The organism is Prauserella oleivorans (assembly GCF_042685745.1).
In the GTDB taxonomy this organism is placed as follows: domain Bacteria; phylum Actinomycetota; class Actinomycetes; order Mycobacteriales; family Pseudonocardiaceae; genus Prauserella_A; species Prauserella_A oleivorans.
Genome location: NZ_JBHUNT010000001.1, coordinates 3,949,953 through 3,969,451, shown reverse-complemented (window position 1 = coordinate 3,969,451; position 19,499 = coordinate 3,949,953). Strand labels below are relative to the sequence as shown.

Here is a 19,499-nt window from a genome sequence, read left to right as displayed (position 1 = left end):
GACCGCGACCGCGACGACCGGCCGAGCCCGGCCACGTTGTGGGACGCTGGAGGCATGAGCGAGACGGATCCCGGACAGCCCGATCCCGAGCTGCTCGAGCTGGCGGCCCGCGTGTTCGACTTCGCCCGCGACGGGGACACCGACCGCCTCGGCGCGTACGTCGACGCCGGCGTCCCGGTCAATCTCACCAACGACAAGGGCGACACCCTTGTGATGTTGGCCGCGTATCACGGTCACGCCGGGACCGTGACAGCGCTGCTGCGGCGCGGTGCCGACCCGAACCGGCTCAACGACCGCGGCCAGAGCCCGCTCGCCGGTGCCGTGTTCAAAGCGGAGCCCGAGGTGGTGAAAGCCCTGCTCGCGGGCGGTGCGGACCCGCATGCCGGGCAGCCGTCGGCGATCGAGACCGCGCGGATGTTCGGCAACGAGGAGATGCTCGCGCTGCTGCAACCCTGACCGCACGGCCACGATCGGCTGGCGGCATGCTTGCCTCATGGTGGAGGAGCAGCACTACCTGGCCGGTCTCGACCTCGCGGGACGCCGGGTCGTCGTCGTGGGCGGTGGCACGGTCGCGCAGCGGCGGCTTCCCCGGCTGGTCCGAGCCGGTGCGGTGGTCGAGGTGATCTCGCCGGACACCACACCGTCGGTGAGCGCCATGGCCGACGCGGGGGAGATCACCTGGCGGCAGCGGCCGTACCGCGACGGTGACCTCGACGCCGCCTGGTATGCGCTGGCGTGCACGGACGACCCCGAGGTGAACGCGGCGGTCTGCGCCGAGGCCGAGCGGCGCCGGGTCTTCTGCGTCCGCGCCGACGCGGGGCTCCAGGGCAGCGCGGTCACCCCGGCCGTGGGTGAGCACGACGGCCTCCTCGTGGGCGTGCTCTCCGGGGGCACCCACCGCCGATCGGCCGCCGTGCGCGACAACCTGCTCCACGCGCTGCGGGCGGGCACGGTGGAGGATCCGGGAGACGACGTCGAGCAGGCCACTGCCGGCGTCGCGCTGGTCGGCGGCGGGCCTGGCGACCCGGAGCTGATCACCGTGCGTGGCCGCAGGCTGCTCGCGCGCGCCGACGTGGTCGTGGTGGACCGGCTCGCCCCGCGGGACCTGCTCGACGAACTCGCCCCGCACGTCGAAGTGGTCGACGCCGCCAAGATCCCGTACGGCCGCGCCGCGAGCCAGGAGGTCATCAACCGCGCGCTCATCGACAACGCCCGGGCGGGCAAGTTCGTCGTCCGGCTCAAGGGCGGAGATCCGTACGTGTTCGGGCGCGGGTTCGAGGAGGTGCTCGCCTGTGCCGAGGCTGGGGTGCCCGTGACCGTGGTCCCCGGGATCACCAGCGCGTTCGCCGTGCCCGCCGTCGCCGACGTGCCGGTGACCCACCGCGGCGTGGCGCACGAGGTGGTCGTCGTGTCCGGGCACGTCCCGCCGGGGCACGACCAGTCACTCGTGGACTGGGACGCGCTCGGCCGCCTGAAGGGCACCATCGTGCTGATGATGGGCGTCGAGCGCATCGAGAAGTTCGCCGAGGCGCTGATGGCCGCGGGGCGCCCGGACGACACACCGGTCGCCATGATCCAGGAGGGCACCATGCCCACCCAGAAGGTGCTGCGGTCCACGCTCAAGAAGGTGGGCGCGGACGCCGCGGCCCAGGGCATCCGTCCGCCCGCGGTCACCGTGATCGGCCCGGTCGCCGAGCTCGGTCAGCCCTCGTAACGACGCCGGACGAACGCGGTGATCGCGTCGGTCAGCCGCGCCGGGTCCAGCCGCAGCTCCACGGGGCTGCGCGCGTGCAGGAACTCCGCCTCGGGCAGGTCGGCGGCCAGTGTGTCGGCGTCGCCGAAGGGGTGGATCGGGTCACGCTGGTGACCGATCACGAGCGCGGGCAGCCGGATCTCGCTCCGCACCGACTTCGGCGGCGCGATCCGGCCGAAGAACACGCCGTGCAGCAGCGCGGCCAGCGACGCGGGGCGCTGGTCCAGCGTGTCGGTGACGACGTCCACCCACTGGTTGCCGTGCGGCACCAGCCGGGCGAGCGCCCCGACCAGCCGGACCGACAACGGCACGAACCGGGCCGCGAACAACAGCGAGCCGAACGTGAGCAGCCCACCCACGAGCGCGTTGTCGAGCACCGGCATCTCCACGATGAGGCCGCGTACCCGGTCGGGCGCGGTGACGGCGACCTCGAGCGTCACGTTCGCACCCAGCGACGTACCCCCGACGACGGCCCGGTCGACACCCAGGTGATCGAGGAGCGCCACGGTCTGCTCCGCGAAGGCGGGCATCGAGTACAGCCACGACTCGGTGGGGCGGTCGGAGTCGCCGTGCCCCAGAAGGTCGAGCGTCACGACCCGGAATCCCTCGCTGGCCAGCGCCCGCGCGAGCGGGGCGTGCATGCGCCGGGTGAACAGGATGCCGTGGGTCAGCACCACCACGGCGTCGCCCGCCCCGAACTCGGTGTAGGCCAGCCGGTGCCCGCCGAACTGGAACGAGCCCGCCAGCTCGATCGCGTGTGCCGGAGCGACCGGACGCGGGGCCGGCGTCTCCTCGAGCTCGGGGAGGCTGCTCATGATCCCAGGCTAACGCGGCTGGCAGCCCGTCAACGGCGTACGACAGGATGACGTTCATGAACGACGCGCCTGAGATTCCCGAGAATCCGGTCGCCTTCGACGTGCGCCGCAGCGGGCACGTCGCCGAGGTGACCTTGCTCGGCCCCGCGAAGGGCAACGCGATGGGCCCCGACTTCTGGCGGGAGCTGCCGCTGATCTTCCGCGCGCTCGACGCCGACCCCGAGGTGCGCGCGATCGTGCTCACCGGCAGCGGCGAGCACTTCTCCTACGGTCTCGACCTCAACGCGATGCTGCCGGGCTGGGCCGACTTCCTCGCCGGTGACGCACAGGCCGGGCCGCGGATGCGGTTCCTCGCCGAGATCCGCCGCATGCAGGACTCGGTCACCGCCGTGGCCCGCTGCCGCACCCCGGTGATCGCTGCGGTGTCCGGCTGGTGCATCGGCGGCGGGGTCGACCTGATCAGCGCCGTCGATGTCCGCCTCGCCAGCGCCGACGCGACGTTCAGCGTGCGTGAGGTGAAGGTCGCCATCGTCGCCGATATCGGCAGCCTGCAGCGGCTGGCCACCATCATCGGCGAGGGGCACCTGCGCGAGCTCGCCCTGACCGGTCGTGACATCGACGCGGCGCGTGCCGAGAAGATCGGCCTGGTCAACGACGTGTACCCGGATCGCGACGCGGTGCTCACGGCCGCCCGCGAGCTGGCCGGCGAGATGGCGGCCAACCCACCACTGGTGGTGCAGGGGATCAAGGACGTACTGTCCGTCAACACCGAGCAGCAGGTCGAGGCCGGCCTGCGGTACGTCTCGGCGTGGAACGCGGCGTTCCTGCCCAGCAAGGACCTCGGCGAGGCGGTACAAGCGTTCCTGGAGAAGCGGCAGCCCCGCTTCACCGGCGAGTAGAGCGGCGAGCAAGGAGAACGACATCGTGAGCAACGACGCTGCGGCGGCACACCAGGCCTTCCGCGAGGCGCGCGACTTCCTTGTCGCGCACCGCGAGGACTACGACACCGCGTATGCGAACTTCGCGTGGCCGGAGTTCACCGAGTTCAACTGGGCGCTGGACTGGTTCGACCGCGTCGCCGCCGATCCGGCCAACGCCGAGCGGTACGCATTGTGGATCGTGGAGGAGGACGGCTCGGAGGGCCGCTGGACCTACCCGGAGATGTCCGCCCGCTCCAACCAGGTCGCCAACTGGCTGCGGGCGCGCGGCGTCCGGCGCGGCGACCGGCTCATCCTGATGCTGGGCAACCAGGTGGAACTGTGGGAGACCATCCTGGCGGCGATCAAGCTCGGCGCGGTGATCATTCCCGCGTCGACCCTGCTCGGTCCCGCGGACCTGCGCGACCGGGTCGACCGCGGCGCGGCGAAGCATGTCGTGATCCGCTCGGCCGACGCGGAGAAGTTCGCCGACGTGCCCGGTGACTACACGCGCATCGCGGTGGGCGAGCCGGTCGAGGGCTGGCTGCCCTACGCCGACGCCTACGCCGCCGACGCCGATTTCAGCGCCGACGGCCCCACGGCCGCGACCGATCCGCTGCTGCTGTACTTCACCTCCGGCACCACGGCGAAGCCGAAACTCGTGCAGCACACGCATGTGTCCTACCCGGTCGGGCACCTGTCCACGATGTACTGGATCGGCCTCGAACCCGGCGACGTGCACCTCAACATCTCCTCGCCGGGCTGGGCCAAGCACGCGTGGAGCAACGTGTTCGCGCCGTGGAACGCCGAGGCCACGGTGTTTCTCTACAACTACACGCGGTTCGACCCCGCCGCGCTGATGAGCCAGATGCAGCGGTGCGGCATCACGAGCTTCTGCGCGCCACCGACCGTGTGGCGCATGCTCATCCAGGCAGACCTCACCGCGCTGCCTACGCCGCCGACGAAGGTCGTGGGCGCGGGGGAGCCGTTGAACCCCGAGGTGATCGAGCAGGTTCGCAAGGCCTGGGGGGTCACCATCCGCGACGGCTTCGGGCAGACCGAGACGAGCGTGCAGATCGCGAACACGCCCGGTCAGCGGGTCAAGCCCGGCTCGATGGGCCGCGCCGTGCCGGGCTTCTCGGTCGTGCTCGTCGACCCGGTCACGGGGGAGCGCGCGAGCGAGGGCGAGATCTGCCTCGACCTGTCGCGGCGACCGGCCGGCCTCATGGTCGGCTACGCGGACGACGAGGAACGCACGGCGACCGCGTTCGCGAACGGCTACTACCACACGGGCGACGTCGGGTCGATCGACGAGGACGGCTACATCACCTACGTCGGCCGCACCGACGACGTCTTCAAGGCCTCGGACTACCGGATCTCGCCGTTCGAGCTCGAAAGTGTCCTGCTGGAGCACGAGGCCGTCGCGGAGGCCGCCGTGGTGCCCGCGCCGGACCCGATCCGGCTCGCGGTGCCCAAGGCCTACGTGGTGCTCGCGGCCGGCCACCAGCCCGACGCGGCGACGGCGGAGAGCATTCTCGCCTTCTGCCGGGAGAATCTGGCTCCGTACAAGCGAATCCGCCGGCTGGAGTTCGCCGAGCTGCCCAAGACCATCTCCGGCAAGATCCGCCGCGTCGAGCTGCGGGGCAAGGAGAAGGAGACGGCCGACGGACGGCCCGCGGGGGAATTCCGGGAGGAGGACTTCCCGAATCTGAAGAGCTGACCATCACGCTCCGTGACGGACGGGCGTTCGTCGCTGCGTCCACTCTGGACGGTCGTTGACCTGGAGTGCTCGGCTCGCGGGTGACCACCCGGGTGAAGATCCGCGTTGACAGTTAACGGATCGCGCCCGCGAGCCGATGCTCCAGGTGAGTGCGGCCGACCGCAGGTTTCGAGCCGCGCCGACGGGCTACCCAGGGCCTTCGACCCGGAGACGAGTACAGAGAGCGATGAGCAGCGACAGCACACCCGACGCGTCCAGTTCCGCCCGCACCGACCGCGCGGCGGACACCCCGCCCACCACGCCGTGCACCGTGGTGTGGAGCCAGGGCAGGCCCTTCGTCCTCGAGAGCGGCGCGGGCAGGCCGCGCTGGATGGGCACCGACCGGCACGGCCGGCCGCAGGCGTTGACGGGGGAGGACCTGCGCCGTCGTGGCTGGAGTTTCCGGCGCTCCACGTGACAGGTGTTCACCGGCGAACGGATACGGTGAGCGGGTGACCGAGTCGGCAAGACCCCGCGAGCGCGACGACGTTCAGCCGGACCCGGCTGCGCTCGAACCATCACTGGCCCGGCAGGCGCTGACCGTGCCGAACATGCTGTCCCTGCTGCGGCTGGCCGGCGTGCCGGTGTTCCTGTGGTTGCTGCTCGGTCCCGAGGAGGACGGCTGGGCGCTTGCCGTCCTGGTCTTCAGCGCGCTGACCGACTGGCTCGACGGCAAGCTCGCCCGATGGCTCGATCAGGCCAGCCGGCTCGGTCAGCTGCTCGATCCGGCGGCCGACCGGCTCTACATCGCGGCCACGCTCGTGGCGTTCCTGGTCCGCGGGATCGTGCCCTGGTGGGTAGTCGCGGCGCTGCTGGGTCGCGAGCTGCTCGTCGGCGTCGCACTGCTGGTGCTGCGCCGCAACGGGTTCGCGCCACCCGAGGTCACCTACGTCGGCAAGGGCGCGACCTTCAATCTCATGTACGCGTTTCCGCTGCTCCTGCTGACCCAGGGCGCCTCGACCGCGGCCGAGATCGCGCGGCCGTTCGCGTACGCCTTCACCATCTGGGGCGGCGCCCTCTACCTCTGGTCCGGCGCGCTCTACATCGCGCAGACGGTCATTGCCGTTTCCCGCCGCCGCGGCACCTGATCGTTGTGCGAAGATGGCGCACCACCACGCGAGCGCCGGAAACGGGAAAGGGGAACGGAGTTGTCCACTCCGGAGGAACTGCGCTACACCGAGGAACACGAGTGGGTCGCCGTGCGGGAGGGCGGGGTGGTGCGGGTGGGTATCACCGAGTACGCCCAGGACCAGCTCGGCGACGTCGTGTTCGTCGATCTTCCCGAGGTCGGCAGGCAGCTGGACGCCGGTGACGTGTTCGGCGAGGTCGAATCGACCAAGAGCGTGTCCGAGGTGTTCGCTCCGCTGGACGGCGAGATCGTCGCGGTCAACGAGGCCGTGACGCAGACGCCCGAGCTGATCAACAGCGACCCGTACGGAGAGGGCTGGCTCGTCGAGATCAAACTCGATGACACGGGCAGCGTCGAGAGCCTGCTCGATGCCGAGGCCTACCAGCGGTTGACCGAAGGTTGATCGGGGAGCCCCGGACCTCGCGACCGGTCCGGCACGGTACGTTGGCAACACCACGTTTTCACGACGACACTTCAGTGCGTAAGGAGAGCTCAGGTGAGCACGAACGACGGGCCCGGCGTTCCCCCGGAGCAGTCTCCGGAGCGGACCTCCGTTTTCCGGGCCGACTTCCTGTCGGAGTCGGAGGGTCAGGAGGCCCCGGCGGTCGAGCCGCAGGAGGCCGGCGTCGATGCGCTGCCTGCGGGCTCCGCGTTGCTCGTGGTCAAGCGCGGCCCGAACGCGGGCTCCCGGTTCCTGCTCGATCGTGACACCACGAGCGCGGGCCGCCACCCGGACAGCGACATCTTCCTCGACGACGTCACCGTGTCGCGGCGGCACGCGGAGTTCCGGCGCGAGGGCGGTTCGTTCGTGGTGATCGACGTGGGCAGCCTTAACGGGACCTACGTCAACCGCGAGCCGGTGGATCAGGCGGTGCTCGCCGGTGGCGACGAGGTGCAGATCGGCAAGTTCCGCCTCGTGTTCCTGACCGGCCCGGGGCACGGAGGTCAGGGGGCGCAGTGACGGCTGCCGGGCGGCCACAGCGTGAGGGGTTGAGCATCGGGGCCGTGCTGGCGCAACTGCGCAAGGACTTTCCCGACGTCACGATCTCCAAGATCAGGTTTCTCGAGAGCGAGGGCTTGGTCCAGCCTGGTCGCACGCCGTCCGGCTACCGCCAGTTCACCGCCGCCGACGTCGAACGGCTGCGCTTCGTCCTGGCGGCACAACGGGATCACTATCTGCCCCTCAAAGTGATCAAGGAGCAGCTCGACGCCGCCGATCGCGGCGCGGATCCCGGTGTGTCGTCGCCACGCCTGCCGCGCAAGCTCGTTCCGCTGGGCCGCGCGGACGCCGACGACGGCTCGTCGCCGATGCCGACCGCGGACGACTTCGTCACCGCCCACGAGACCCGGCTGACGCAGGAACAACTGGTCGCCGAGGCGGGTATCGACGACGCGATGCTGGGCGAGCTCCAGCAGTACGGACTGCTCCGCCCCGGTCCAGCCGGCTTCTACGACGCGGACGCGGTCCGGATCGCCCGGACGGTCAAGGCGATGACCGAGTTCGGAATCGAGCCGCGGCACCTGCGCGCCTTCCGTGCGTCGGCCGACCGGGAGGTGGGGCTGCTGGAGCAGATCGCCGCGCCCGTGTACCGGCACCCCGACGCCGGGGCCCGGGAACGCGGCGACGAGCTCGTGCGGGAATTGGCGGCCCTGTCCGTCACGTTGCACACGCTGTTGGTCAAAGCGGGCATACGCGGCATGACGGGCGGTTGATCCGGACGGAGCTGTGCGGCCACCGACGTGTCGCCGCGGTTAAGCCCCGTCGTGAGCCCTCAACGTTGCCGCCGGGATGCCGTACGGTTAGTGGCAGGGCTCGAAAATCGAGCGAGTTACAGATCTTCGTAGCGAGCACAGCGCCCATAGGACGGGTAGCGTCGAGAGTGTCGATGCGAGATCCTCAACAGAGCGCTGCAGCCCGCGCGCAGGAGAGGGAGGCGAAGCCCGATGAGCGAGATGCGCGTCGTCGGCGTCCGGGTCGAGCTGCCCGCGAACCAGCCGATCTTGTTGCTGCGGGAGACGGAAGGCGAGCGGTATCTGCCGATCTGGATCGGCTCGGTCGAGGCCACCGCGATCGCGCTGGAGCAGCAGGGTGTCCGTCCCGCCCGCCCGTTGACCCATGATCTGCTCAAGGAAGTCATCGGCGCGCTCGGCCGGGAGCTCCAGCAGGTCATCATCACCGATCTTCGCGAGGGCACGTTCTTCGCCGAGCTCGTGTTCGATGGTGATGTCCGCGTGTCCGCGCGGCCCAGCGACTCCGTCGCCCTGGCTCTGCGGGTGGGTGTGCCGATTCACGCCGAGGAAGGTGTGCTCGAGGAAGCCGGGCTCATCATCCCCGACGAGCAGGAGGACGAAGTCGAGAAGTTCCGCGAGTTCCTCGACTCCGTCTCTCCCGAGGACTTCCGGGGCGCCGACACCTAGTCCCACAGGCACGGCGCGGCTATCGCCGAGCCGGGTCCGGTGCGGTTGCCCGCACGAACAGTCTGGCCAGTTCTTCGCCGTAGGCGGCCAGGTCCAGCTCCGGTTGCCGAGCGAGCTTGCCGGCGACCCCATCGATGGCCTGGCGGATCGCCAGCGCCATCACCTCGACGTCGAACGTGCCGAAGGCGCCCTCCTGTTGCCCCTGCATCAGCTGCCGCTGTAGTCGCCCGACGGTGATGGCCTTCCAGGTGTGCTCCAGCAACGGTGTACCGGCCGCGTCGCGCGCGTTGGTCCCGATCTCCCACAGCGCCCGCGCCTCCTGCGGGAACGCGCCGAGAAAGGCGACCTCCGAGGTGATGTAGGCACGCAACATGCTCGCGCGGTCGGTGTCGTTGCCGAGCCGTTCGGCGAGGAAGGCGTCCTGGTGGTCGACGATCTCGCCGACGGTGGCGAGCATCAGGTCGTCCTTGGTGCCGAAGTGGTACGAGATCATCCGCGTGCTGCTCAGCCCGGCGCGCTCGACGATCCGCGTGAACGACGTCTTCTGGTAGCCCAGCTCGGCCAGGGTGCGGATGGTGGCCGCGATGATCTGGGCCCGGCGGGCGGATTCGGTCACGGTGAGCCCGGTGCCCGCACCGAACTCGTCTCTGGTGTTTACTCGCATGAGTAAACAATAACTTACCTGAGTAAATGCCGCAAGATTCCTCCGTTTTCGGCGTGCCGACGCCGCCGAGTCGTGATATCGACGTGTGCTCCCCGCGCGTCGCGTTGACCGGTCACTTCGGCAGGCATACCGTCGAAGGAACGATGAATCGCGCCGGTGTGATTACCGGGCCGCGGGTGGCCTGCCCGGCGTGGTTCTCCTACCGGTCGGTCCGGCCCGGACCGGCGGTCTTGTTTCGCCGGCTTCGGCCGGGCGAGAGGAGGCATGCGTGGTCGACGAGAGCCCGATCAGGGCTGCCGACGGCGAGCAGGGAGAGCTGTTTCCCGACGCGTCGCTGCCGGACGAGCTGGTTGGCTACCGCGGTCCCGCAGCGTGCCAGATTGCCGGCATCACGTACCGGCAGCTCGACTACTGGGCACGCACGAAGCTGGTGGCGCCGAGTATCCGCACCGCTCACGGGTCCGGCTCGCAGCGTCTCTACTCGTTCAAGGACATTCTCGTCCTCAAGATCGTCAAGCGCCTTCTCGACACCGGCGTCTCCCTGCAGAACATCCGGGTGGCCGTCGAGCACCTACGGGCCAGGGGAGTGCGCGACCTGGCGCGCGTGACGTTGTTCTCCGACGGCACCACGGTGTACGAGTGCACCTCGCCCGAGGAGATCGTCGATTTACTGCAGGGCGGCCAGGGGGTTTTCGGTATCGCCGTCAGCGGTGCCATGCAGGAGATCACCGGAACGATCCACGAGTTTCCCGCCGAGCGTGCCGACGGCGGCGAGCTCGAGACGCCCGTGCCGGACGAGTTGTCCGAGCGCCGCAAGGCTCGCCGCACCGGCTGACCGGCCCGTCGATCAGGCCGGGGTCTTTGTCGAGGAATCCGGAGACGCCGCGAATGCGGTCGTCGGCGGTGACGATCACGTCGAAACCCATCACGATCGGCAGCTCCCCGTCCGGCCCGAGATGCCAGCCGAATCGTGCGATGTCGTGGTGGCCGTCGACGGCGCCGCTGCGCCGGAACGACAGCCCGGCGAACTGGTCCTGTGCGGTGGCGATGAAGGTGTCGATGCCGCTCCAGCCCCGGACCGAACCCAGCGGGTCGGTGTAGGTGGCGTCGGGGGTGAACAACTCTCGCACCAGGCTCTGCCGGGTGTCGGCGTCCGTGGTGTTCCAGATGGACAGGTAGCGCTCGGCCAGGGTGGTGAACTCGGGCATGGGTGCGTTCCTCCGAGGTGGTAATCGGTAAGAGTCCGTATAACGACCTATACGGCCGGGCCGTCGTGAACGACCGTGGTGACCACACTGGCGGCCCGGGCGTGCCTCGTCGATTACCTGCCACGTCATGGCCGGGAGGCGGCGCGGTCCGTAGCGTGATCTCTCATGACGACGGTGACCACGGTGACGGCGGCGGCGCGCGAGCCGGTGGGGGAGCTGCTCCGGCAGTGGCGCGAACGCCGCCGCATCAGCCAGCTGGAGCTGAGCCTGGCCGCGGACGTCTCGACGCGCCACCTGAGTTTCGTCGAGACCGGGCGGTCCAGTCCGAGCAGGCATCTCCTGATGCGGCTCGGCGAGCACCTCGACCTGCCGCTGCGCGAGCGGAACCGGCTGCTGCTCGCCGCCGGCTACGCGCCGGTGTACCCGCACAGCCCGCTCGACGGTGGCGAACTGGCCGCGGCCAGGGACGCCGTGCGGCGGCTCCTCGCGGCGCACGAGCCGTACCCGGCCGTGGTGATCGACCGGAGCTGGCATCTCGTGGACGGCAACGACGGGATCGGCCTGCTCGTCGAGGCCGTCGCGGCGGAGCTGCTGGAACCGCCGGTCAACGTGCTGCGCGTGACGCTGCATCCCGACGGCATGGCGCCGCACATCGCCAACCTCGGGCAGTGGCGGGCGCACGTGCTCGGCAGACTGCGCCGTGAGGTGGCGGCCACCGCGGATCCGGGACTCGCGGGGCTGCTGGAGGAGCTCCGCGGTTACCCGTGCGCGGACCCGGAGCCGGAGATCGAGGTGCCCGGCCCCGGAGATGTGGTCCTCCCGCTTCGCCTGCGCCGCGACGGCCGCGAGTTGTCGTTCTTCAGCACGGTTGCGACGTTCGGCACGCCGTTGGACGTGACCCTGTCCGAGCTCTCGATCGAGGCGTTCTATCCCGCCGATGCGGCGACGGCGGACGCGCTCAGTGCGCGATGAGGCCGGCCGCGGTGAAGTGGCGGCGCTGCGCCGGTTCGAGCAGGTAGGACCGGAACGACTGGGCGGCGCGCTCCTGCACGCCGTCGACACCGTCACCGGTAAGGCTGACGTAGGTGAAGGTGCCCTTCGGGCCCTGCGCGAGCGTCTCGGGCGTCGAACCGATCCGGTCGGCCTGCTGCGAACGGAGCCTGTCGATCCACGACGGGTCCTCTGCGATCCAGGCGGCCGGGACGTCCCCGGTGGCACCCGCGCCGGTGAGGCTCGTGAGCACCCGCTCGGATGGTGCCGATCGGAGGTCGACGGTGATGCAGTGGCCGTGCACGACGGTCTTGGCGTCGTTCCACGTCTTCGCGGCCTGCCTCACGGGCGTCATGGCGGCGGGCGCGACGGCCACCCGCAAGGTGGCCTCACCCTCGTCGCACGCCGCCGCCTGGGCCTCCGCGCGGCTGGCGACGACGCCGTCCGCCCAGTTCCAGCCGAACCAGCCGGCCACGAGCAGGCCGACGAGGACCAGACAGGCGATGGGCCACGCCGCGACGCGCCGCTTCGGCTTGCGGCCGACGGCGCGGTGGCTGCCGGTCGCGGTGAGGGCGTCTTGGCTGCCGGTCGAGGAGAGTGCGTCCGGCCGCTCGGGAGAGGACTCGACGTGCCGGCGGCGGGTGGCCGAGCCGGCCACCCGCCGTGGCCCTGTGGACGCCGGGCCCTCAGGTCGTGGGGGCGTGCTCGGGGTGGTCCGGTGTCCGCCCCGGGCTCCCGCCGTGCTGCGGGACGGCGGCGACGTCCGCTCGCCGGCGCGACGCTCGGCGGCCGGGCCACGCACGCTGTGGAAGCGGATCGTGGCCGCGTCCACGGCGGGTCGCTCGGCGGCCGGCGTCACTGCGCCGGACCGATCGGAAGCCGGGTGCTCCACCCTGCTGTGCCGCCCCATGCGTGTCCTCTCGCCTGCGTCGAGCGTCGACTACGCTCTGTGTATGAGACCAAAACGTTACCACTCTAACAGGCGAGCGGGAGAGTTCAGTGTGATCCCGATCCGACTTCCCGCGCGGCACGGTGGTCACTGCCGAGCAGCTCGCGATACAGGCCGATCAGCCGCTCCCGCAGCGGCGCGGCGCGGCGGGCGAACGCCGCCTGCGCGCGGGCGTACTCGGCGCGTCCCTCCGCCGTCTCGATGCGGACCGGACTGTGGCCCAGGGACGACAGATCGTACGGGCTGGCACGCATGTCGAGGAGGCGGATGTCCGCCGCCAGCTCGAAACAGTCGCCGAGCAGCTCGGACGGCACGAACGGGCCGAGCTTGTACGCCCACTTGTACAGGTCCATACCGACGTGCAGGCAACCCGGCTGGTCGAGCTCGGGCTGCGTCTCGCGCGTCGGCTGCAGCGCGTTGCGCGGACGGGCGGGCGCGGTGAAGAACCGGAACGCGTCGTAGTGCCCGCACCGGATGTCGAGCGACTCGACGACGTCGTCGGTGCCGGCGGAGCCCAGCCGCAGGGGTAACTGTGCGTGGCGGATCTCGTCCCGCGGCTGGCGGTACACCATGGCCCACTCGTGCAGTCCGAAGCAGCTCAGCCGCGGTGCCCGGGACGCCGTCGCCTCCAGCAGTCGCAGCACGTAGCGCGCCGTCCGCGCCTGCTTGCCGGTGAACGCGGCCGGGTCGAGCGCCACGCCCCCGTCCACCTCGTGGTAGCCCTTACGGTCGAGGAACCGGCGTGCCGAGGGCCCTTCCAGGACGACACCGGGGCCGGGCTGCCAGCGTTCCAGATGCGTCGGCGGCAGCGAGTAGTAGGTGAACAGGAAGTCGAGCACGGGGTGCTTCTCGCCGCGGGAGCGGCGCCGCTGGTGTGGCAGCGTCCACACGCGCATGCGCGCGGCGTGCGCGTCCGCTCGTGCCCGCCACTGGGTTTCGGTCAGCCGCATACCTACATCCCGACGTGGGTGCCGTCGCGGACGGTACCCACGTACTCCTCGACGAGGTCCTCGAGGGCGACCACGCCGGCGATCCGTCCCGTGTCGTCCACCGCCGTCGCCAGATGGCTGCCCTCGCGCCGCATCGCCGACAGCGCCCGGTCCAGCCGCGCGTAGAGGGGGAGCTGGGTCAGCCGCCGTGTCTTGCGCACCGGGACCCGGGCGCCGGGATCGTCCCCGACCTGATCCAGCACGTCCTTGACGTGCAGGTAGCCGACCAGCGTGCCGGTGTCGGCGCGCAGCGGAAAGCGCGAGAACCCGGTGGAGGACACCGCGCGCTCCACGTCCCCGACCGTCGGCTGGGCGGGCAGGGTGGTCAGCTCGTCCACCGGCACCAGCACGTCCGACACGGTTTTCTCCACCGACGACAGCGTCTGCGACAGCCGCCGGTGCTCGGACTGGTCGAGCAGGCCCTCCCGGCGCGACTCGCTGAGCAGGGCGGCCAGCTCGTCCGAGGTGTACCCGGAGTCGATGCCGTCCTTGGGCTCCACCCGCATCAGCCGCAGCACGCCGTTGGCGAGGCCGTTGAGCAGCCAGATGAACGGCTTCGTCAGCCGCACCCACGCGACGTGCACGGGCACCAGCCACAGGGCCATTCGCTCGGGCTCGGCGATGGCGAGGTTCTTCGGCACCATCTCGCCGATCAGCACGTGCAGCAGCGTGATCGCCACGAGCGTCACGACGAACGCCACGGCGTGCACGAGGTAGCTGGGCAGCGGCACGCCGAGGGCATGGACGGCGGCTTCGAGCTGGTGGGCGACCGCGGGCTCACCGAACTGCAGCAACAGCAGTGAACAGATCGTGATGCCCAGCTGGGCGCCGGCGAGCATGAGCGAGACCTGCTCACCCGCGTTCATGACGATCTTCGCGCGAGCCTTGCCCTGGTCGAGCAGCGCCTCCAGGCGGTCGCGGCGGGAGGAGATGAGGGAGAACTCCGCGCCGACGAAGAACGCGTTCAGCAGCAGCAGGATCCCGATGAGCGAGATCGCGACCCAGTCGTTCACGCGCTCACCTCCCGGCGCTCCACGTTGACCTCCGCGACGCGGTGCCGGTCCATCTCGGTGACCGTGAGCCGCCAGCCGTCGAGGTCGAGCGAGTCGCCGACGGCCGGGATGCGGCCGAGCCGCTCCAGCAGGAGACCGGCGATCGTCTCGTAATCACCCTCCGGCATCTTGAACCCGGTGACGTCCAGGACCTCGTCGTCGCGCAGCTGCCCCGACACCATCCAGCTGTCGGCGCCGATCTGCTGGGACGCGGGCTGCTCGCGTTCGTCGTGCTCGTCGCGGACGTCGCCGATGATCTCCTCGACCACGTCCTCAAGCGTCACCAGACCGGCGCTGCCGCCGTATTCGTCGACCACGATGGCGAGCTGGAACCGTGACGCGCGCAGGCGGTCGAGCAGGGCGTCACCCGGCAGCGACTCCGGCACGGTCGGCACCGGCCGCATCACCGAGCCGATGGGCACGGTCGTGCGCTCGGCCGCCGGCACGGTGAACGCCTGCTTGACGTGCACCGCGCCCTGGACGTCGTCGAGGTCCTCGCGATAGACGGGGAAGCGCGAGAACCCGGTGCGCTGCGACAGCGCCACCAGGTCCTGCACGGTGTCGTCGATGTGGAGCGACTCCAGCCGCACGCGGGGCGTCATCAGCTCGCCCGCCGTGCGCTCGCCGAAGCGCAGCGACCGGTCGAGCAGCTGCGCCGTGGAGACGTCGAGGGTGCCGGTCTGGGCGCTGGTGCGCACGATCGACCCGAGCTCCTGAGGCGAGCGCGCCGAACGGAGCTCCTCCTGAGGCTCGATGCCGAGCTTGCGGACCACCCAGTTCGCGCTGTTGTTCATCAGGGCGATGAGCCAGCGAAACAGGGCCGAGAACCGGGAGTGGTAGCCGGCGACGGCCCGGGCGGTCTGCAGTGGGCGAGCGACGGCGAGGTTCTTCGGCACCATCTCGCCGATCACCATCGACAGCATCGTCGCGAGCAGCATGGCCACCACCAGCGACGTGCCGGCCGCGGCGCCCCCGGACATGCCGAGCGAGGTGAGCGCGGGCCGGATGACGCGGCCCAGCAGCGGCTCGGCGACGTAGCCCGTGACGAGCGTGGTGAGGGTGATGGCCACCTGCGCGCCGGAGAGCTGGAAGGACAGCGTGCGATGCGCCCTCAGCACGGTCTTCGACCTGCGGTCGCCGACCTGGCGGACATTCGACTCGATGGTGCTGCGCTCGAGCGTGGTGAGCGAGAACTCCGCGGCGACCGCGAGACCGGTTCCGACGGTCAGCAGCACGACGAACAGGAGGCCGAGGACCGTGAGCAGCACGTCCATCAGCGCGCACCGCCTTCGGTGGCCCGGGCGGGAGAGATCAGAAAGCCGGGTCGGTCACCCGGCCGGATACTGTCACCAGGTGACTGCGCATCGCGCACGAACGACGTCACTCCTCGTGGAACACGACGAAACAGGGAAGTGGACCCATCTTAACCAGGTGAAACGCGGCGTGGCTCCGCCGTGTTCCCGAGTGGGTCAGCCGGCGCCGCCGGAGGCGCGATGCCTGCGGACGCTTTCCTCCACGAGATCCAGCACGGGTTCGAGGTCGTCGGCGGGCAGCCCCATCGCGAGGTGCGAGACCAGGCCTTCAAGGAAGAGCTCCAGGTAGGCGGTGAGCACCTCGATGCTGATGTCGTCGCGCAGGTTGCCGGCCTCGCGCTGCCAGAGGAGGCGCTTGCGGGTCGCGGTGGTGAGCTGTTCGGAGCGTTCGGCCCACCGTGCCCGGAATTCCGGATCGGTGCGGAGCCTGCGGGACACCTCCAGCCGCGTGCCGAGCCAGTCGGCAGGGTGTTCGGTGTCGCCGGCGAGCAGGTCGCGCATGACCTGCACGAGTCCCTGCTGCGCGACGACGTCGGCCATGCGCGCGGCGTCGTCCTCGGCGAGGGCGAGGAACAGCGACTCCTTGTCGCGGAAGTGATGGAAGATGGCGCCGCGGGACAGGCCGGTGGCTTCCTCCAGCCTGCGCACCGTGGCACCCTCGTAGCCGAAGCGCCCGAAGCACACCCGCGCGCCGTCGAGGATCTGTCGCCTCCGCGCGTCGAGGTGGTCTTGGCTCACCCGTGGCATTCACCGATCTTGACACCCCGGCCGAGGCCAACGCAAACCGTACGTACGTACTGGGAGTCGGTGTACCCCGGCCGCACGCGAAGGGCTGCGATTGTCGGACCCCCCGGGTAGCGTCCGGAACCGACGGTCTCCCAAGCCGAGGCGGGTGGTCTGATGACGGCGGTACACGGTCCTCCCCACGCAGAGCCAGCCGGCCAGGTGGTGCGTGACAGCACGGTCACGGCGACGGATGTCGCCGCCCGGGTCGTCGCGGACCGCGCCGAGGGGGAGGCGTACGTGGCCTCGGTGTGCTTCAAGCACGGGCCGCCCCGGCTGACCGGAGTCGAACTCGAATACCTCGTCCACGACGCCACCGATCCCCGCCGTCCCGTCGATCCGGCTCGCCTCTGCTCGGCACTCGGTCCCCACACACCGCGGACACTGCGCCCGGACAGTCCGTCCGTCCCGTTGCCCGGGGGCTCCGCACTCACTCTCGAACCCGGCTGCCAGGTGGAGATTTCCACCGCCCCCCATGGCTCCCTGCGCGACCTCGTCACCGCGGCCCAGACCGATCTCGCCTACGTCACCGATCTGCTCGCCCCGGCCGGGCTCCGCCTCGGCCCGCACGCCATCGACCCGTTCCGGCCGCCCGTCCGCACGCTGACTACCGAGCGCTACGCCGCCATGGAACGCCGGTTCTCCCCGCTCGGTCCGGCGGGCGTGACGATGATGTGCAGCACGGCGGCCCTCCAGGTGTGCGTCGACGTCGGCGAGCAGGCGCAGCTGCCCGCGCGCTGGGCCGCCATCCACGCCCTGGGCCCGGTGCTGGTGGCCGCGTTCGCGAACTCCCGGACGCACGCGGGCAGGGACACGGGACTGGCCTCGGCGCGCTGGCGGTCGGTGATGGACACCGAGCCGGCGCGCACCACGGCCGCGGAGGTCGGAGCGGACCCGGCCGCGGCATGGTCGGCGCGGGTGCTGGACACGCCACTCATGGTGCTGCGCAGACCCGAGGGCACGTGGGACGCACCCGCGGGACTGACCTTCGCCGACTGGATCGGTCGCCGCGGTCCCGCGGCGGGACTCCCACCGCCCACCTACGACGACCTCGACTACCACCTCACGACCCTGTTCACCCCGGTGCGGCCCCACGGCTACCTGGAGATCCGCTACCTCGACGCCCAGCCGCCGGGCAGATGGCTGCACCCCGTGGCGTTGCTGACGGCCCTGCTGCGCCGTCCATCCACAGTGGATCGCGTGCTGGACGTGTGCGAACCGGTGGCCGGGCGCTGGTCCGACGCCGCCCGCTTCGGACTCGCCGACCGTGCGCTGGCCGATGCCGCCCGGCGCATCGCCGACCTCGGCTGCGCCGAGCTGACCACCGTCGACCTGCCTGCCGACACGATCGCCGACATCGCGTACGCCGTCCAGCGGCGCGTCCGGTACCGAGGAGGGGAGTGACCATGACCGCCGTTCACATCGAGTCGCCGAACCCGCTCGCCGAGCTGGCCCCCGAGGATGTGCGCGCCCACGCCGCCGCGGCCCTGGCCCGGGCGCGCGAGCGCACCGCCGCGCTCACCGACGCGGTCGACGACGACGATCTGACCCGCCAGCACTCGAAGCTCATGTCGCCGCTGGTGTGGGACCTCGCGCACATCGGCAGCCAGGAGGAGATCTGGCTCGTGCGTGACGTCGGAGGCCGCGAACCCCTGCGCCCCGACATCGACGACCTCTACGACGCCTTCCAGCATCCGCGCGCCGATCGGCCGTCGCTGCCGCTGCTGGGGCCCGCCGAGGCCCGCGACTACGTCGGCCAGGTCCGGGCGAAGGCCCTCGAGGCGCTCGACCGGGCGCCACTGGAGGGCCGCCGGCTCACCGCGTCGGCGTTCGCGTTCGGCATGGTCGCCCAGCACGAGCAACAGCACGACGAGACGATGCTCGCCACCCATCAGCTGCGGAAGGGCGAGCCGGTCCTGCACGCGCCCGCCCCGCCGCCGTGCCGCACGGCGGCCGCGCCCGCCGAGGTGATCGTGCCCGCGGGCCCGTTCGTGATGGGCACGTCGGTGGAGCCGTGGGCGCTGGACAACGAGCGCCCCGCCCACGAGGTGCACGTCGACGGGTTCGCGATCGACACCTTCCCCGTCACCAACGGCCAGTACACGGCATTCCTGGACTCCGGCGGTTACACCGACCGGCGGTGGTGGAGCGAGGCGGGCTGGGCCTACCTCAAGCAGCACGGCATCGCCGCGCCCCGGTTCTGGCGCCGCGAGGCCGGCGGCTGGTGGCGCACCCGATTCGGCGTGTACGAACGTGTTCCCGCCGACGAGCCCGTGGTGCACGTGTCGTTCCACGAGGCCGAGGCGTACGCGGCATGGGCTGGCAAACGGCTGCCCACCGAAGCCGAATGGGAGAAGGCCGCCCGTCACGACCCGGTCTCCGGACGCTCGCGGCGTTACCCGTGGGGTGACGCGGACCCGACCGCCGAGCACGCGAACCTCGGCCAGCGCCACCTTCGCCCCGCCGCCGTGGGCGCCTATCCCCGGGGTGCGTCGCCGCTCGGTGTGCACCAGCTGATCGGTGATGTCTGGGAGTGGACGAGCAGCGACTTCGCCGGCTACCCGGGCTTCACGGCGTTTCCCTACCGTGAGTACTCGGAGGTCTTCTTCGGACCGGAGTACAAGGTGCTGCGGGGCGGGTCGTTCGGCACCGACCCGGTCGCGATCCGCGGCACGTTCCGGAACTGGGACTACCCGATCCGCAGGCAGATCTTCGCCGGCTTCCGCTGTGCCCGCGACCTGCGTCCCGGCGAGGTCTGAG

General features: G+C 70.9%; 22 protein-coding genes. 14 read left to right on the top strand and 8 right to left on the bottom strand.

The window, feature by feature from the left end; translation table 11 throughout:
* The first annotated feature begins 54 nt into the window (after positions 1-54).
* Positions 55-456: an ankyrin repeat domain-containing protein gene (locus ACFSZT_RS19455; RefSeq protein ID WP_377391072.1), complete on the top strand. Its 402-nt coding sequence runs from the start codon at positions 55-57 to the stop codon at positions 454-456.
* A gap of 37 nt (positions 457-493) precedes the next feature.
* Positions 494-1,714 carry a uroporphyrinogen-III C-methyltransferase gene (cobA, locus tag ACFSZT_RS19450; protein ID WP_377391070.1) on the top strand — a complete coding sequence of 407 codons (1,221 nt, stop codon included), beginning with the start codon at positions 494-496 and terminating at the stop codon, positions 1,712-1,714.
* On the opposite strand, the gene ACFSZT_RS19445 is transcribed toward cobA, so the two are convergent.
* A complete protein-coding gene (locus ACFSZT_RS19445; RefSeq protein WP_377391068.1) occupies positions 1,702-2,568 on the bottom strand; it encodes an alpha/beta fold hydrolase in 867 nt (288 codons plus the stop codon). The genes cobA and ACFSZT_RS19445 overlap by 13 nt on opposite strands.
* Before the next feature lie 56 nt (positions 2,569-2,624).
* On the opposite strand from ACFSZT_RS19445, the gene ACFSZT_RS19440 reads away from it, so the two are divergent.
* The 8 genes from ACFSZT_RS19440 to ACFSZT_RS19405 all read left to right on the top strand — a co-directional run bounded on the left by ACFSZT_RS19440 (position 2,625) and on the right by ACFSZT_RS19405 (position 8,791).
* Positions 2,625-3,467, top strand: a complete 843-nt coding sequence (locus tag ACFSZT_RS19440) for a crotonase/enoyl-CoA hydratase family protein (RefSeq protein ID WP_377391066.1) — start codon at positions 2,625-2,627, stop codon at positions 3,465-3,467.
* Between the two features lie 25 nt (positions 3,468-3,492).
* On the top strand, positions 3,493-5,205 hold the full coding sequence (locus ACFSZT_RS19435) for an AMP-binding protein (protein ID WP_377391064.1): 1,713 nt from the start codon (positions 3,493-3,495) through the stop codon (positions 5,203-5,205).
* Positions 5,206-5,431: 226 nt separating this feature from the next.
* Positions 5,432-5,662, top strand: coding sequence for a hypothetical protein (locus ACFSZT_RS19430; protein WP_377391062.1), 231 nt, complete (start codon positions 5,432-5,434; stop codon positions 5,660-5,662).
* 133 nt (positions 5,663-5,795) lie between these two features.
* Positions 5,796-6,332, top strand: a complete 537-nt coding sequence (locus tag ACFSZT_RS19425) for a CDP-alcohol phosphatidyltransferase family protein (RefSeq protein WP_377391584.1) — start codon at positions 5,796-5,798, stop codon at positions 6,330-6,332.
* A gap of 60 nt (positions 6,333-6,392) precedes the next feature.
* Positions 6,393-6,776, top strand: coding sequence for a glycine cleavage system protein GcvH (gene gcvH / locus ACFSZT_RS19420; RefSeq protein WP_377391060.1), 384 nt, complete (start codon positions 6,393-6,395; stop codon positions 6,774-6,776).
* 93 nt (positions 6,777-6,869) lie between these two features.
* Positions 6,870-7,334 carry a glycogen accumulation regulator GarA gene (gene garA / locus ACFSZT_RS19415; RefSeq protein WP_377391058.1) on the top strand — a complete coding sequence of 155 codons (465 nt, stop codon included), beginning with the start codon at positions 6,870-6,872 and terminating at the stop codon, positions 7,332-7,334.
* Positions 7,331-8,086, top strand: a complete 756-nt coding sequence (gene ftsR / locus ACFSZT_RS19410) for a transcriptional regulator FtsR (RefSeq protein WP_377391056.1) — start codon at positions 7,331-7,333, stop codon at positions 8,084-8,086. The genes garA and ftsR overlap by 4 nt, the downstream gene beginning before the upstream one ends.
* 231 nt (positions 8,087-8,317) lie before the next feature.
* Positions 8,318-8,791: a bifunctional nuclease family protein gene (locus tag ACFSZT_RS19405; protein WP_377391054.1), complete on the top strand. Its 474-nt coding sequence runs from the start codon at positions 8,318-8,320 to the stop codon at positions 8,789-8,791.
* A 19-nt stretch (positions 8,792-8,810) separates the two neighbouring features.
* Here ACFSZT_RS19405 and ACFSZT_RS19400 read toward each other — a convergent pair whose 3' ends face one another.
* Entirely contained in the window at positions 8,811-9,455 is a 645-nt protein-coding gene (locus ACFSZT_RS19400; protein WP_377391052.1) for a TetR/AcrR family transcriptional regulator, read from the bottom strand.
* A 268-nt stretch (positions 9,456-9,723) separates the two neighbouring features.
* Here ACFSZT_RS19400 and ACFSZT_RS19395 point away from each other — a divergent pair, with 268 nt between their 5' ends.
* A complete protein-coding gene (locus tag ACFSZT_RS19395; RefSeq protein WP_377391050.1) occupies positions 9,724-10,290 on the top strand; it encodes a MerR family transcriptional regulator in 567 nt (188 codons plus the stop codon).
* On the opposite strand, the gene ACFSZT_RS19390 is transcribed toward ACFSZT_RS19395, so the two are convergent.
* The gene (locus ACFSZT_RS19390) at positions 10,181-10,663 is read right to left on the bottom strand and encodes a nuclear transport factor 2 family protein (protein WP_377391048.1); all 483 of its coding nucleotides are present in this window, start codon (positions 10,661-10,663) and stop codon (positions 10,181-10,183) included. The genes ACFSZT_RS19395 and ACFSZT_RS19390 overlap by 110 nt on opposite strands.
* 165 nt (positions 10,664-10,828) lie before the next feature.
* On the opposite strand from ACFSZT_RS19390, the gene ACFSZT_RS19385 reads away from it, so the two are divergent.
* Entirely contained in the window at positions 10,829-11,635 is an 807-nt protein-coding gene (locus ACFSZT_RS19385; protein ID WP_377391046.1) for a helix-turn-helix domain-containing protein, read from the top strand.
* Here the strand turns inward: ACFSZT_RS19385 and ACFSZT_RS19380 are convergent.
* The 5 genes from ACFSZT_RS19380 to ACFSZT_RS19360 form a co-directional block, all read right to left on the bottom strand.
* On the bottom strand, positions 11,622-12,563 hold the full coding sequence (locus ACFSZT_RS19380) for a hypothetical protein (protein WP_377391045.1): 942 nt from the start codon (positions 12,561-12,563) through the stop codon (positions 11,622-11,624). The two genes, ACFSZT_RS19385 and ACFSZT_RS19380, sit on opposite strands and share 14 nt — an antisense overlap.
* 86 nt (positions 12,564-12,649) lie before the next feature.
* Positions 12,650-13,552: a 3-methyladenine DNA glycosylase gene (locus tag ACFSZT_RS19375; RefSeq protein WP_377391043.1), complete on the bottom strand. Its 903-nt coding sequence runs from the start codon at positions 13,550-13,552 to the stop codon at positions 12,650-12,652.
* A gap of 2 nt (positions 13,553-13,554) precedes the next feature.
* On the bottom strand, positions 13,555-14,604 hold the full coding sequence (locus ACFSZT_RS19370; protein WP_377391041.1) for a hemolysin family protein: 1,050 nt from the start codon (positions 14,602-14,604) through the stop codon (positions 13,555-13,557).
* The gene (locus tag ACFSZT_RS19365; protein ID WP_377391039.1) at positions 14,601-15,917 is read right to left on the bottom strand and encodes a hemolysin family protein; all 1,317 of its coding nucleotides are present in this window, start codon (positions 15,915-15,917) and stop codon (positions 14,601-14,603) included. Before ACFSZT_RS19365 ends, ACFSZT_RS19370 begins: the two co-directional genes overlap by 4 nt.
* Positions 15,918-16,112: 195 nt before the next feature.
* Positions 16,113-16,703 carry a TetR/AcrR family transcriptional regulator gene (locus tag ACFSZT_RS19360; protein ID WP_377391037.1) on the bottom strand — a complete coding sequence of 197 codons (591 nt, stop codon included), beginning with the start codon at positions 16,701-16,703 and terminating at the stop codon, positions 16,113-16,115.
* 153 nt (positions 16,704-16,856) lie between these two features.
* Here ACFSZT_RS19360 and ACFSZT_RS19355 point away from each other — a divergent pair, with 153 nt between their 5' ends.
* Both ACFSZT_RS19355 and egtB read left to right on the top strand, forming a co-directional pair.
* Positions 16,857-18,143, top strand: a complete 1,287-nt coding sequence (locus tag ACFSZT_RS19355) for a glutamate-cysteine ligase family protein (protein WP_377391035.1) — start codon at positions 16,857-16,859, stop codon at positions 18,141-18,143.
* Positions 18,144-18,145: 2 nt separating this feature from the next.
* A complete protein-coding gene (gene egtB / locus ACFSZT_RS19350; protein WP_377391033.1) occupies positions 18,146-19,498 on the top strand; it encodes an ergothioneine biosynthesis protein EgtB in 1,353 nt (450 codons plus the stop codon).
* Position 19,499 lies beyond the last annotated feature (1 nt).